Genomic DNA, 13391 nt, shown 5'->3' with positions numbered 1-13391 from the left:
GCTGTATATAGTCATTTTTGATAGGGTTATCCGAAACACCCAGACTTTGCTAAATAGTATGTAAATAGAAGCGACCTGTTCCGTTAAAGGGTGAATATGATTGAACCCTTTTTTATTCTTTTAAAAAATGCTGTAATACCTCTGCAATTTTTCTATTATCGGACAGTTGCGGAATTTTATTCTGCCCTCCAAACTTATCTATGGATTTCATATATTTGTGGAATCCGTTTTTTTGTACTTTTCTAATAATCAAAGGTCTTAATATGTTCCCTTTAATTAAATCAAAATAATAAATATTTTGTTTTTGCATGGAAGCATCTATTTTCAATGCCAGTTCATTTAAATCTTCCGGTTCGTTTTCAAACTCGATAAACCATTCGTGGTACGGCAATCCCTTATCAGGGTTTACCTGAGGTGCTACCGTAAATTCACTTACCGTTATATTGGTATTTAAAATAGCATCATTGAGTGCTTTTTCTACTTCTTTTCCAATGACATGCTCTCCAAAAGCAGAAATAAAATGTTTTATTCTTCCTGTTACCTTAATTCTGTACGGATTTACGGATGTAAATTCTACGGTATCTCCTATATTATACCCCCAAAGCCCGGCATTGGTATTTAAAATGATTACATAGTTTACTCCTTTTTGAACATCTTTTAGAGAAATCCGTAGCGGGTTTTCATCAAAAAACACATTCGCAGAAATAAATTCATAAAAAATGCCACTATTCAATTGTAATAACATTCCCGGTGTTGTTTGTGAATCTTGATAGGCTATAAACCCTTCCGAAGCGGGGTATAACTCTATATAATCTATTTTTTTACCTATTAATGATTCGAATTTATTTTTATAGGGATCAAAATTAACGCCTCCGTAAATAAAGAAATTGAAATTCGGGAATAGCTCGGAAATCGTTTTTCCTGTTTTTGCAATCAGTTTTTCAAAATACATTTGCACCCAAGAGGGAATACCGCTAATGACTGACATGTCTTCATGAACCGTTTCTTCTACAATAGCGTTTACTTTTGTATCCCAATCTTCAATGCAATTGGTTTTCCAACGAGGTAGCCTGTTTTTTAACAAATAGGATGGAACATAGTGTGCAACTATTCCGCTAAGCCTTCCTAATTTTATACCATTTTTGTCCTTTAAAACCGGGCTACCCTGTAAGAAAATCATTTTACCGTTTACAAAGCTTGCATCCTTTTTTTCGGCAATATAAAACAGCAGTGCATTTCTGGCTGCTTTAATATGCGTAGGCATAGCATCTTTTGTAATCGGGATGTGTTTCACTCCGGAAGTAGTCCCCGATGTTTTTGCCAGATATAAAGGTTTCCCTTTCCACAATACATTAGATTCTCCGGCTACAACCCTATCTATATAGGGTTTTAACCCTTCATAGTCCTGTATTTTTACACGTTGCTTAAAATCGTCATACGATGTAATATTCTTAAAATCATGATCTTTTCCGAAAGCTGTGTTTTTTGCTTCGGAAATTAATTTTTTAAATACTTTTTCCTGGGTTTTATAGGGGGTCTTAGCCCATCTATATACTTTTTTTGTAACAAATTTAGCAAAGGGAATGGCAAGAGCAGATTTAAAACTCATTTAGTTGAAATCTATATAATTTAATGGGTTTACAGCATATCCACCACTCCACAACTCGAAGTGCAGGTGGGGTCCTGTTGTTAATTTTCCCGAAGATCCCACACTGGCAATTACTTCTCCGGATTTTACCAAATCTCCTTGCTGTTTTAGTAAGCTGCCATTGTGTTTGTAAACAGAAACATATTCGCTGCTATGCTTTACAATAATAACATAACCTGTTTCTGCCGTCCATTCTGAAAAAATAACGGTTCCGTCTGCAACAGCTTTTACCGGAGTTCCTGTTTTTGTAACAATGTCTACCGCAAAATGCTTGCTGTTTACATCAAAAGATTGTGACAGACTTCCTGTTATCGGTGCAAAAAATACAACACCGGCTTTGTTTTCTGTTTTATCCAAAAGAGGAAATCTGTCTTTACGTTCTACTTCTTCTCTGAATATGGAATCATCTTTTGTTGCATTTAACAGATTTTCATTTGTCGGCGTTCTTTTGAGCAAATGCTGCAGAGAGTCTATATTTTCTTCTCCTTGCACCTCTCCGGTAAAAACAGAGCGGATACCATTAAAATAATTCTCTAAGACGTCCAACTTATTTTGTAAAGAATCTGACTTGAAAATTAATTGTGCGGTTTTTCTTTTTAAATCCGTAGACGCATACCCCGGTATATATTCTTTAAGCGGGGTAAATGCAATAAGAATAATGGTGCATATAACTAACATTACGGAAAAAATCCCGCCCATTACAAAAACGTTTAATCTGGACAGTTTTAAAGAAAAACGCTCTTCAAAAGTATTCTCATTTAAGACGACTAACCTGTATTTATCCGTTAGTTTTCTCTTTAGTTTTCTTTTCTTTTTTTTAGTGTCGGCCACAAAATCATGTATTGATGAAACAAATATACAACGAAAAAAAAAGAGGACTATTTTCTATAAAAATTCATTTCGTCTATGTATTGCCAAACTTCTTTAGGCAACATAGGTCGTACATTTTTTTTTGCTTTAATACCATTTCTGATTAATGTAGAAGAAATTTCTATGATAGGGGCATCCACTTTATGAATCTTTGGATGGTTATCAAATGGTGTTTCGGTGGTTCCTTCTGAAATTCTGGGATAAACATATATATGGTAATGTTCTAAAATAGTTTCATAGTTTTTCCACCTATGAAAATTCTTTAGATTATCCTCTCCCATGATCAAACAAAAATGATGGGTTGGGTATTTTTCTGATATATGTGCCAGGGTATTAATGGTATAATTGGGTTCTGGTAACTTAAATTCTATGTTAGAAGGTCTCATTGAATGGTAATCTTCCGTAGCTAAATATACCAGTGTCAAACGATGATGATCTTTTAGTAGAGAGGTTTTTTTCTTGTGTGGATTATGAGGTGTTATCACCATCCAAATTTCATCTAAATCGGAATATTCCAATAGATGGTTGGCTATAATTAAATGCCCGACGTGAATGGGATTAAATGTTCCAAAATACAATCCAATTTTCATGAATCATGATTTTTTTAGAAAATTAGCAACTAATTTTTCGGCTTCTTTTAAGGCCGTTTCCAAATCGTCATTTTTAATAATATGGTCAAACTGTGGTGCTGTGGCCATTTCTATTGATGCTTTGGCTACTCTCATATTGATTTTTTCGTCGCTCTCTTCGCCTCTTGCTTTTAACCTTTTAATTAATTCATTAATATCCGGAGGTTTAATAAAAACGGCTAAGGTTTGCTCCGGAAATTTCTTTTTTATTCGCAGCCCTCCCGCTACATCTATATCAAAAATTACATGTTTTTTTTGTGTCCAGATGTTTTCTATTTCACTTTTCAGAGTACCGTAAAAGTTGTCGCGATATACCTCTTCCCATTCTAAAAACTCATGGTTCTTAATTTTTTTCAAAAATGTTTCTTTTGTCATAAAATAGTAATCCGTTCCATTCACTTCTTTCCTTCTTGGCCTTCTGGAAGTAGCGGAAATAGAAAAAGTCAGTTCAAATCTTTTTTGATTTAACAAATGACGAACTATAGTGGTTTTTCCTGATCCTGAAGGAGCTGAGAAAACAAAAAGCTTTCCTTTAAATTCACTCATACGGTTGTTATTTATGATCGAACTCATTTTGAATATACCTGATAATTACAAGTTTTTAAAATGTCATTGGCAAAATAGCAGAAAAATTGGATTTTATCTATATTTATTTGACCATTACTATACCTAATTGTGTTTTAGAGATACAACATATTAAATGATTGAAAAATTTAAAAAATGTCCTGATAATTCCTTTTAGGGGTCTAAACAGATATTCAATATATTTATAGTACATTTAAAATTTGCTCTTTTATTTTTTCCAATTCGTTTTTCATCTGTATCACGGATTTTTGAATAGACGCAAAATTGGCCTTAGAACCTATGGTATTGATTTCTCTCCCGATTTCCTGAACAATAAATCCTAATTTTTTACCATTGGATTCTTTGTCTTCCAATCCTTTCAAAAAGTAGTCCAGATGATTTGCTAATCGCGCTTTTTCTTCATTAATATCTAACCTTTCCAAATAGTATATAAGCTCCTGTTCAAAACGATTTTCATCTATTTCTAATGTTAGCTCTTTTAATGCTTTTCTTAACTTTTGTTTTACATGAAGAATTCTTTCGCTATCCAGACTCCCTATCGTTTTTAAGTGCTCTTCAATACGAACAATATATTTCTTAAAGTCTTGTTCTAATGAAGCGGCTTCATCGATTCGGTATTGAGTATTTTCTTTAATTGCAATGTCTATATGTTGATCTATTTTGTTCCATTCTTCTTCATCCAGTTCTTCTCTTTCTGTTTTTAGTACATCAGGCATACCAACAGCCATTTTCATCAATTCAATATCACCCGAATTATCTATTTGAACGATATTCTTCAATTGTCTCATATATTCCAGAACTACACCTTCATTTATTGTAGTAGAGGTTTCATCTCCGGTCATTTCCACATAAATAGAAAAATCTATTTTACCTCGTACCAAATTTGTTGCTAATTTTTTTCGAACCGATAACTCTTTTTCTTTGTAGAAAAAAGGAATTCTGACACTCAAATCTAATATCTTACTGTTTAAAGATCTTATTTCTACGATTACTTTTTTATTGGGTAATTGAAGTACGGATTTACCATACCCTGTCATAGATTGAATCATTTCATGTCATTTTAATCGCACAAGCAAAGATACATTTTAAAACAAGACCGCTTACGCTACTAGAATTAAGAATCAAGACCGTTATCAGAGCAAACGCACCGTAAAAAGTTTCTGAAAGTTAGATTTTATTCTTATTTTTCTATAGGGTTCTATATGTTAAAGAGCGGTTTAAATATTTGACATTCAATCAAATAATTGTTGTTTATGTGATTGATTATTTGTATATTATACTAGTAATCAATATTTTAACATCAATGTAAAACAACAATAAACTATTAACTATTTTCAGTCAAGTAGACGATCCTAGTCGTGATTTGAGGAAAGACACCATTTAAATGACATCCTCCTTATTGGTATTATTTCTGTGATTTGTGGAGGGGATTCGTGGAATGAAATGGAACAGTATGGTCTGGAAAAAGAAGATTTTCTCAAAACCTTTCTCAAACCAGATAAGGGTATCCCCTCTCACGACACTTTCAACAGAGTATTTTCTGCTATCAATCCGAAGCAATTTGAATATTGTTTTATAGATTGGGTTAAAGAACTTGCTAAGTTGAATGACAAAGAGGTCGTTGCAGTAGATGATAAAACCCTCAGAGGAGCAAAAAGTTATGGTAAGAAATCACCCTAGCATATTGTCAGCGCATGGTCTAGTGAACAAAATTTAGTTCCAAGTCAAGTAAAAACCAGTGAAAAGTCAAATGAAATTACTGCAATTCCAGAATTGCTAAAGGCACGCTGTTTAGAAAATACAGTAGTAACCATAGAGGCAATGGGTTGGCAAGAGAAGATAGCAAAGATAATCATCGATAAAAAAGCAGATTAGGTGTTAGCAGTAAAAGAAAATCAGAAACAATTATATCTAGACATTGAAGATGAGTTAGATTTGCTAAAGATTTAGAGACACATATGGATCAAGATGTAGACCATGGAAAAATTGAAACTAGAGTGTGTAGTATCATCACAGATTTTAAGCACATAGAAAATATTCATAAATGGAAACAGTTAAAATGTGTCATCAAAATAGAAAGTCTGAGAGAATTTAAAAATTCTGACAAACCTATAGAAAAAACAACACGCTATTATATCTCAAGCCTTGAGGCTAAAGCTGAAGACTTTCAAAAAGCGATTCGATCACATTAGAGTATAGAAAATAAATTACATTGGACTTTAGGATGTTCCTTTCTCAGAGGATGCTTCAAGAAAACGAACAGGAAATGCAGCTCAAAACTTTGCCATACTTGCCAAAATTGCACTAAACCTGCTTAAAAATGATAAATCGGTCAAGATCAGAGTGAAAGGAAAACGACTCAAAGCAGCTTGGAGTAATCGATACCTATTGAAAATACTCAAATTATGATGCGTTTGACCTCGCATAGGGATACTTTTTTTTAGTATTAAACTAAAATATTTTTTAGATTTGCAGTGCTGATCTATTTTAAGATGCTCAAGTGGCGGAATTGGTAGACGCGCTGGATTCAAAATCCAGTTTCTTCGGAAGTGTGGGTTCGATTCCCACCTTGAGTACATAAAGGAAAAGCTGAGATTTACGTCTCAGCTTTTTTATTTATGTGAAAGCATTGTGAAAACATTTGAGTTTTTCAAAACCTTTTTAAATATCTATACTAAGTAGATGATGCTATAGATATCGTTTTAAACTCTTAGTTTTTCATTTTTTATAGATTATCTATCCCTTACTCTTGATTATTAATTTTATAATCATCAATTGCGGTTATATCTTCAATGTTTAGTATTTCAATGACCTTAAATGAAAACACATCATCACAACTATAATAATCTTGTTTCTTTGTTTTTTTGGAAAAATACCCTGAAACTTCAAATTTTAATCTCTTTGTACCCCAAGCAGGAAAGAATAATTCATTATTCTCTTTACTATTCAAACGATCAGAAAACTCAATATTAACTATGCTACTCTTTTCTATAAAGTTACCCTCCAATATCTTATAGTGAATATTATCTTCTTCACAATCGTTTAACTCATTAATGATAGTTATAGTAACTTTGTCTTTTTCGTATTGATAACATCCTACTGTAAAAAACAGTATAAAAATAAAATACATTGCAAATCTTTTATTTGTTGTAAAATGTTCTTTAATCATTTCCAAAGTCGTAAAATGGTAAGTTCTTTTTTGCTGCATTGTTGTTTATTTTTTTAATATTTTCTAATTTATAAATATCTTTATCTTTAGTAAACTCTCTTAAATCTGTAGTACCATAATATTTTTTTGCTAAACTTCTTAATTTTTTAATATTAGACTCTTTAAGGTATTTACCGTCTTTTAACTCATTTGTAGTAAATAAAGTCTTGACCTCATTAAAAAACTCTTCAAGAAAATCACCCATGTTATCATGGGTTCCTATTGAACTACCAAAGATAACTCCTAACTCGTTAGAAAACAAGTCTTCAGGAGAAAAAGCACTTGTTCTTCCTTTAGGATTTTCATTTTCGAGTTGATTATATTCCTCATTAATATAAGCCATTCTAACAGCAAAATCAGGATACGATTTAGCCAATTCTGCCATTTTAAAGAAGTGAGCAACATCTAAAGGTAATCCAACATCCAGATATTTCCCAAACGCTTTATTATAACTAAATTTCTCATTTTTTCCTACCTTATTGATGATTTGTTCTGTTGCTCGAAAATCATGATCAAATACTCTAATTTTGGCATCATTTACAGGCTCTACATGAGTAGTCCATTTTCCATAAAAAGATTTTCGATACTTAATAGCCTCTACTTCCCATAGACGGAAATACTGCATAAATTTACTAAGTTTAGTAGTTTTATCTCCTCTAACATATCTCCCATCTGGATCTGTATAATTAATGAGATTGTTTAAAACATATGTGTATGGACTCATTGTGTAATAATTACTAGCTAACGGGTCTATATTTATCCACCTTCCTATGGATGGATCATAATTACGAGCACCATAATCAAACCAATCCAGCCCTAACTCATCTTGTAATTCTTTTCCGTTATAGAGTTTTTTCTGAGCAAAACTATTCCCATTGCTTGTAACGATATTATTATACTCTTTATGTTTCAAGCCAAAAGGATAGTAGTCAGTTTACATTTTTTTGAGTTTTTGCTAATTTTTAAAACCTTTCTACTGATTTTATTATCGTATTTTCAAAGAACGTATGTTTTTTATGCGAATCTTCATTTTGGAATTACTATCCCCAAAAATAAATCTTCAAATGTACTTCAAGATATTTTTGACTTCTTGAAAAGCAAATTGTTTTCCTACTTAATCTTTATTGATTACACTTAATTATGCCACTAATTTAAAAATTCGTATCTTAATATAAAGTTTAGAATTATGAATTTACTACATTTTATTGAACAATTTCCAGATGAGTTTTCCTGTAAATCACATATGAAGTTGGCTCGTTCAAAAGAAGGAGTCATTTGCAAAAAATGTCAATCAAAAAAGCACTATTGGTTAAAGTCTAAATGGATGTGGCAATGTTCTTATTGTGGTTTTAGAACTACTCTACGCAGCGGTACTATGATGGAGAACTCCAATTTACCTATTCGTACTTGGTATCTCGCTATGGCATTTATGACTTTTAGTAAAAAAGGTATTTCTGCTGCCGAATTACAACGTCAGCTCAACCATACACGTTATACCACTATATGGTCTCTTATGCACAGAATACGTTCGGCTATGGGAAAACGAGATAATTTATACGACCTTGAAGATATGATTGAGTTTGATCAAGCTTACTTTACTGTGGCAACAAAAGAATCCGACAGACAAAAGCTTAAAATAGGCAGAGGCAGTCAAAAACAATCTAACGTAGCGGTAATGGCAGAGTCTGTACCTTTAGAAGATTTAAAGACTGGGAAACAATCCAAACAATGTCGTTATTTTAAAATGAAAGTTTTGGATACTCATAAAAAAGAAGAAGTCAACACGCTTATTGATAGTAATTTTGATGATACATGCATTGTTTTTAGCGACAAAAGCACGTCTTATGTAGACATAGGTGATTATGTGGAAGTACACATTACTGAAAAATCAAATAAAGAAACCACTATTACCACACTAAAATCGGTGCATATAGCCATAAGTAATGCAAAACGCACTCTGTTAGGTATTTACCATAAAATTAAAGGAAAATATTTGCAGAATTATCTTGACGAGTTCTGCTATAAACTCAACAGACGCTATTTCGCTGAAAGACTATTTGATAGACTGGTAGTAGCTGTCACTCATCAATACTAGTATAAAAGTGGGTAATCAATTAATCTTTTAATATGAGTTCGTAAATTCAAATTCATTCTCTCAATTCTGTTCGTACAATATTGAAATCATTTATGAATTTCTTTCGGAATTAAGCTCGGATAAATATTTAATCGATCTGTATAAATTCTATTTGGTTGGAGTAGGAGAACTTTATCAATCAAAGGTCTTATTGTTTCCTTTGATTTCCTCCCAACATAGAAGGAAATGATACTTTTGGTTTCTCTTTCTAAAGCATAAGTAAGACAAGTAACATTACTTTTGTTTCCTATATAACTCCTCATCTCATCTACTTCAAATTTACACCCAAACTTATTAAAATATGGGGCTCTAATCTTTCTACTGATTTTTAACATTCTAGATTGAACAGTATCTTTAGAAATTTTCAATATTCTTGAAATTCCTCTAACACTACAGCTTTCTTTAAGTAAGCTTATAATAAAATCATTTGTATCTGATTTATATGCATTATAAATATACTTTTCTTGAAAGTAATTCTTACAGTCTTTACAGTAAAAACGTTGCCTATTGTTTCGTAATCCCTTCTTTATAGAATTAGAAGAATCACAATTTGTACAATTCATAGCTCTTTTAAACGCCAATTTAGGGCACAAAGCGGAAACAAATGTAGATTTTATAACCTTTAACGGGTTTTTAATATTTCAAAGAACATATATAAGCCTCTTCATTGAGGCTTATATTTTTATAATTTGCTGATTATCAACATTCAGTTTTAACCATTTTCTAAAAGCGCCAGTTTAGGACACTACCCTTTTTTCGAGTGAACGTTTTCAGTTTCTTTACATCATAGTTCAGTTTGTTATTTTTTTATTGAATTAACAATTTTTACTGATATGGATTTCCATTCATCTAAGTCACCCTTCTTACAATTAAACGTACCTAGTAATAACTTACCATCAAGTACCGTTATAAACATTTTATTGTAAATTTCAGTATCTATTGCTTTTGATATAAATTCAACGGTAACATAATTAGAATTATTTATCTGAGTCTCCGATGTATTAATTATCGAAACACCTTTTGTTCCAGACAATTGTGCTTTTATAGCTTCTTTAACTTGTGGAAGTTCACTTTCTTTTAGTGCATTAGGTGTATGGTTAAAAGCGACATTAACACTTCCGATAGCATTGGTATAAACCTCGTTGGGTCTATTTCCAACATTAGGATATTTCACTAAAAGAGTAGCATTATCCATTAAAGTGAAACTTGAAGGCAAAAGCAAACTCAATTTTCCATTTAATACTTTACGTTCTTTTAGTTCTGTATCGAATGACATCAATACAATTGATAAACAAATTATAGTCAAAAATCTGTTATTTTTGATTAAGCCTGTCAATTTCTTCATTTGTATAGTTATAATGTTTACGGTTTTCAAATGCCACTTTACCAATGCCTAAGCATGGTGTCATATCTCCATCAAATATTTTTGTACTTCCCCAAAAATCAAGCCATTTTAGGTTGCTCAAATCTTTAATGGGCAATAATGATTTTATTTCTTTACAATCATTTATTCCTAATTTTTCAAGACGAGATAAATGGCTTAAATAAGCTAAATCATCTAATTTAGTACAACTTTCAATCTCTAGAGTTCTTAGGTTATTTCTCAAGCTTTCTAATCCTTTTAAAGAGGCTAATTTTCTCAAACGAGAAAGTTCAATTTTTTCAATGTCTAGCATTTCCATTCCTTCTAAATTCTCTATAGAAGAGTTATTAATTAAAAGTTCTTTAAGGTTGATGAGATTACTTATTCCCTCTAGATTCTTTACTTTATATTTTCTTAAATATAACCTTTTAATTGTTATGCAATTAAAAAGATTCTTCATTTTTGGATTCCAGTCAATAGAGCAGTTTTCAAGGTTTTTGAAGTAGCTAAAATCTAGTATTTGAGAAGCTCTTTTTGCTGTAACATTTAAATTTAAGACTCTTAAATTCTCCAAATAATGTAATCCCTCTAACTCAAAATTATCTTCATAACAAAATAGATGAACTATTTCAATAAAAGGGCAACTTTCCAACCATTTTATATCGTTAAGATTATATCCCTCATAAGTCTTAATAACGATATTCTTTATATCATTTTTATGAATAGTTTCTATATATCCTGCTATATCGTCTGATGTAACGGTTACATAATTATTTCCAAACGTATCATCTGATTGTATCTTGAATTTATTTTTAATTCCAAACATGATATTTTTATTAATTCATTTTAAATTCTTTACCTCTGGTAACATTTCTAGACATTTCTCCAGATCGTTTAGAGCCTATTGGATTTCTTTTGTTTAATAGATTGTCTATACCGCTAGCATCATTAATTTTTCTTTGTTCAAAAACTTCTCTACTAACTTTATTCCCTTTGACTTCAGTAACTTTTACATCGACAATTTCATCAGACTTAAATTTAGCAGATTTATTATGTTGCTTCAATCTTTTTCCAATATCCTTAGATTGCCCTATATATTTTTTACCACTCTTTGTAGTAATTTCATAAACACCTGAAACACCTTTTACTTTTTCAATAAGTTTTGCCAGTTTCTTGCTATATTTATAAATCTTACCTAAGTCTCCTACTACAGGTATTATAGCTAATGCACTTATGGCTGCATTTTCATAGTCTCCATTGTATAAATAAATCCCAGCATTTACTGCATCTGCAACTTCTCCAATTACAGGAATAGCACCTATTAAATCTAATCCTCCCTGCACCCAACTTAGCCATCCACTATCATTTGAAGATTCATTTTTTGTAACTTTGGCTACAATAACAACTTCATCTAAAGTACCTCCGTCTACATCATCAGGTTCAGGGTCTGGAGTAGTATCTCCAAGAACACCATCTCCAGTTAAAGCATCATTAACCATCATTCCGTCAGGATCTATATATCGTATAGGATTGTTCGTCGTATAGTTATATGGACTCCAACTTTCATACATATCAGCTAGTGGGTCTTGTGTAGTCCAACGTGCAATCGCTGGATCATACCTTCTAGCACCATAATCGTACCAACCAAGATTTAACTCTTCTTCTAATTCTTTATTATTATACTTCCAAGCGTTAGCAACCGAATTTCCATTTGAAGAAACCACATTATTATACCCTTTATGTTTCAATCCAAAGGGATATAACTTTATGCGTTTTTTTTAATAAAAGCCCATTTTTTATCGCTTATACCTGACAAAAACAGATTTTTTTAAGAACGTCCTCACTTCATGACCATTGTAAATATATGATTTTATGATTAAATCCGCACTCCAAAAACCCAGTATTTTCGTTCCTCAAAACCCCTGTGTTTTTTCCGTTTCCTTTCCCTCGATATTTGTACATAATTGGCATTATAATACAAATTCAGGAGTTTACTATTTGATCGGTTCTTCGCTTGTAAGTTATAATGTAAATTATGTAAAATACTCCAGGCTCATAGCTACCTGAGCGCACAGTGGAACTAAGATTGATGATAATAGCTTTGATTTTTAAGTAAAAAAGTCGTATTTTAGCTACGACGTCTTAGAGGACTAAAATCGTTTGCTAAGTAAGAAGTTATCTTTTAATTAGGTAGCTTCTTTTTTTATGCTCTTTGTGAAGACTAGCACCCTTCGGTTGCTTCATTTTAATACTTGTCGATTTTTCCCCTGGCTTTTTTCCACCTCTAAAAAATCGCCAATTATTAAAACGGTTTACCTCCGTTTTAAAAAGATGAGGATTTATAGAAAGGGTTATAGCAGGGAGATAAATCGTCAGCTTTTTAAAACCGACAAGCGATAGTGCGTTCAGCATCGGAACTACATCGTTTATGGTAAGTTCTTCCCTCTGTGATATCTCAAGTGTTTTCCGTACTGATTTTAAAAACTGTAAACTCATTTTAGGATTGATTCCGGGTTGTAAATCTATTTTAGGATTTAGCTAAAAAAACGGTCAACTCATTTCAGGATAATAGCCCACTATGTATTTCCCTTTTTTTGATTTAACCGTACTGTTTATAGAGGCCAACGCCGATTGAGTGTTCTGCGTTGTACGCAAAACCAGCGCAGCGAAAGCGCAGCGCCAAAGCCGACGTGGACACATTGTCTGCGAACGATTAAGTGAGCAGCGTGGACGCGCCACAAGCATTTTTTTTCTCCTTATTATAAAAATAATAAATCGATTAAAAAAAAATGCGCAGTAGGCTTTGGCACCAGCGGCTGCGCCCGATAAGCAGCGGTGGATTTTTGTAGGCGACCCATAGGAGCCGTCAGCAAAAATACAGAGGAGCTGCGAGTGAGCGGAGCAGAAGCAGGGAGGCAGCAGCTTTTTTTTGGACAAAAACGGCTGTAAGCCGA

At 32.3% G+C, this 13391-nt stretch carries 14 protein-coding genes, 1 tRNA gene and 2 pseudogenes; 3 read left to right on the top strand and 14 right to left on the bottom strand.

Going from position 1 to position 13391, the window contains the following annotated elements; genetic code table 11:
- Nucleotides 1–112: 112 nt before the first annotated feature.
- From GKR88_16590 to GKR88_16570, 5 genes are all read right to left on the bottom strand, one after another.
- Nucleotides 113–1609, bottom strand: coding sequence for a hypothetical protein (locus tag GKR88_16590; GenBank protein ID QMU65732.1), 1497 nt, complete (start codon nucleotides 1607–1609; stop codon nucleotides 113–115).
- The gene (locus tag GKR88_16585) at nucleotides 1610–2479 is read right to left on the bottom strand and encodes a peptidoglycan DD-metalloendopeptidase family protein (GenBank protein ID QMU65731.1); all 870 of its coding nucleotides are present in this window, start codon (nucleotides 2477–2479) and stop codon (nucleotides 1610–1612) included.
- A 47-nt stretch (nucleotides 2480–2526) separates the two neighbouring features.
- Nucleotides 2527–3108, bottom strand: coding sequence for a nicotinate-nucleotide adenylyltransferase (locus GKR88_16580; GenBank protein QMU65730.1), 582 nt, complete (start codon nucleotides 3106–3108; stop codon nucleotides 2527–2529).
- 3 nt (nucleotides 3109–3111) lie between these two features.
- Nucleotides 3112–3693, bottom strand: a complete 582-nt coding sequence (locus GKR88_16575; GenBank protein QMU65729.1) for a guanylate kinase — start codon at nucleotides 3691–3693, stop codon at nucleotides 3112–3114.
- 221 nt (nucleotides 3694–3914) lie between these two features.
- The gene (locus tag GKR88_16570) at nucleotides 3915–4769 is read right to left on the bottom strand and encodes a YicC family protein (GenBank protein ID QMU66762.1); all 855 of its coding nucleotides are present in this window, start codon (nucleotides 4767–4769) and stop codon (nucleotides 3915–3917) included.
- 293 nt (nucleotides 4770–5062) lie between these two features.
- Between GKR88_16570 and GKR88_16565 the strand changes: the two are divergent.
- Nucleotides 5063–6141: pseudogene (locus GKR88_16565) on the top strand (ISAs1 family transposase).
- 85 nt (nucleotides 6142–6226) lie between these two features.
- Nucleotides 6227–6308, top strand: a tRNA-Leu gene (locus GKR88_16560).
- 167 nt (nucleotides 6309–6475) lie between these two features.
- Here GKR88_16560 and GKR88_16555 read toward each other — a convergent pair.
- Together GKR88_16555 and GKR88_16550 are read right to left on the bottom strand one after the other, a co-directional pair.
- Nucleotides 6476–6940: a hypothetical protein gene (locus GKR88_16555; protein QMU65728.1), complete on the bottom strand. Its 465-nt coding sequence runs from the start codon at nucleotides 6938–6940 to the stop codon at nucleotides 6476–6478.
- Nucleotides 6894–7853 carry a hypothetical protein gene (locus GKR88_16550; protein QMU65727.1) on the bottom strand — a complete coding sequence of 320 codons (960 nt, stop codon included), beginning with the start codon at nucleotides 7851–7853 and terminating at the stop codon, nucleotides 6894–6896. The genes GKR88_16555 and GKR88_16550 overlap by 47 nt, the downstream gene beginning before the upstream one ends.
- A gap of 273 nt (nucleotides 7854–8126) precedes the next feature.
- Here GKR88_16550 and GKR88_16545 point away from each other — a divergent pair, with 273 nt between their 5' ends.
- Entirely contained in the window at nucleotides 8127–9035 is a 909-nt protein-coding gene (locus tag GKR88_16545; GenBank protein QMU65726.1) for an IS1595 family transposase, read from the top strand.
- Here GKR88_16545 and GKR88_16540 read toward each other — a convergent pair.
- From GKR88_16540 to GKR88_16510, 7 genes and pseudogenes are all read right to left on the bottom strand, one after another.
- The gene (locus tag GKR88_16540; GenBank protein ID QMU66761.1) at nucleotides 9032–9100 is read right to left on the bottom strand and encodes a hypothetical protein; all 69 of its coding nucleotides are present in this window, start codon (nucleotides 9098–9100) and stop codon (nucleotides 9032–9034) included. The two genes, GKR88_16545 and GKR88_16540, sit on opposite strands and share 4 nt — an antisense overlap.
- A gap of 21 nt (nucleotides 9101–9121) precedes the next feature.
- The gene (locus GKR88_16535; GenBank protein ID QMU65725.1) at nucleotides 9122–9637 is read right to left on the bottom strand and encodes an IS1 family transposase; all 516 of its coding nucleotides are present in this window, start codon (nucleotides 9635–9637) and stop codon (nucleotides 9122–9124) included.
- 236 nt (nucleotides 9638–9873) lie between these two features.
- Complete coding sequence (locus GKR88_16530; protein QMU65724.1) at nucleotides 9874–10419, bottom strand: hypothetical protein; 546 nt, start codon at nucleotides 10417–10419, stop codon at nucleotides 9874–9876.
- Nucleotides 10388–11263 (bottom strand): hypothetical protein, encoded by an 876-nt coding sequence (locus tag GKR88_16525; protein QMU65723.1) that lies wholly within the window; start codon nucleotides 11261–11263, stop codon nucleotides 10388–10390. The genes GKR88_16530 and GKR88_16525 overlap by 32 nt, the downstream gene beginning before the upstream one ends.
- Before the next feature lie 676 nt (nucleotides 11264–11939).
- A pseudogene (locus tag GKR88_16520) lies at nucleotides 11940–12206 on the bottom strand (hypothetical protein).
- Nucleotides 12207–12612: 406 nt separating this feature from the next.
- Entirely contained in the window at nucleotides 12613–12933 is a 321-nt protein-coding gene (locus GKR88_16515; protein ID QMU65722.1) for a hypothetical protein, read from the bottom strand.
- A gap of 54 nt (nucleotides 12934–12987) precedes the next feature.
- Nucleotides 12988–13374 carry a hypothetical protein gene (locus GKR88_16510; GenBank protein QMU65721.1) on the bottom strand — a complete coding sequence of 129 codons (387 nt, stop codon included), beginning with the start codon at nucleotides 13372–13374 and terminating at the stop codon, nucleotides 12988–12990.
- Nucleotides 13375–13391 lie beyond the last annotated feature (17 nt).

This window comes from Flavobacteriaceae bacterium, from assembly GCA_014075215.1.
In the GTDB taxonomy this organism is placed as follows: domain Bacteria; phylum Bacteroidota; class Bacteroidia; order Flavobacteriales; family Flavobacteriaceae; genus Polaribacter.
This window is presented reverse-complemented; position numbering and strand designations above follow the sequence as displayed.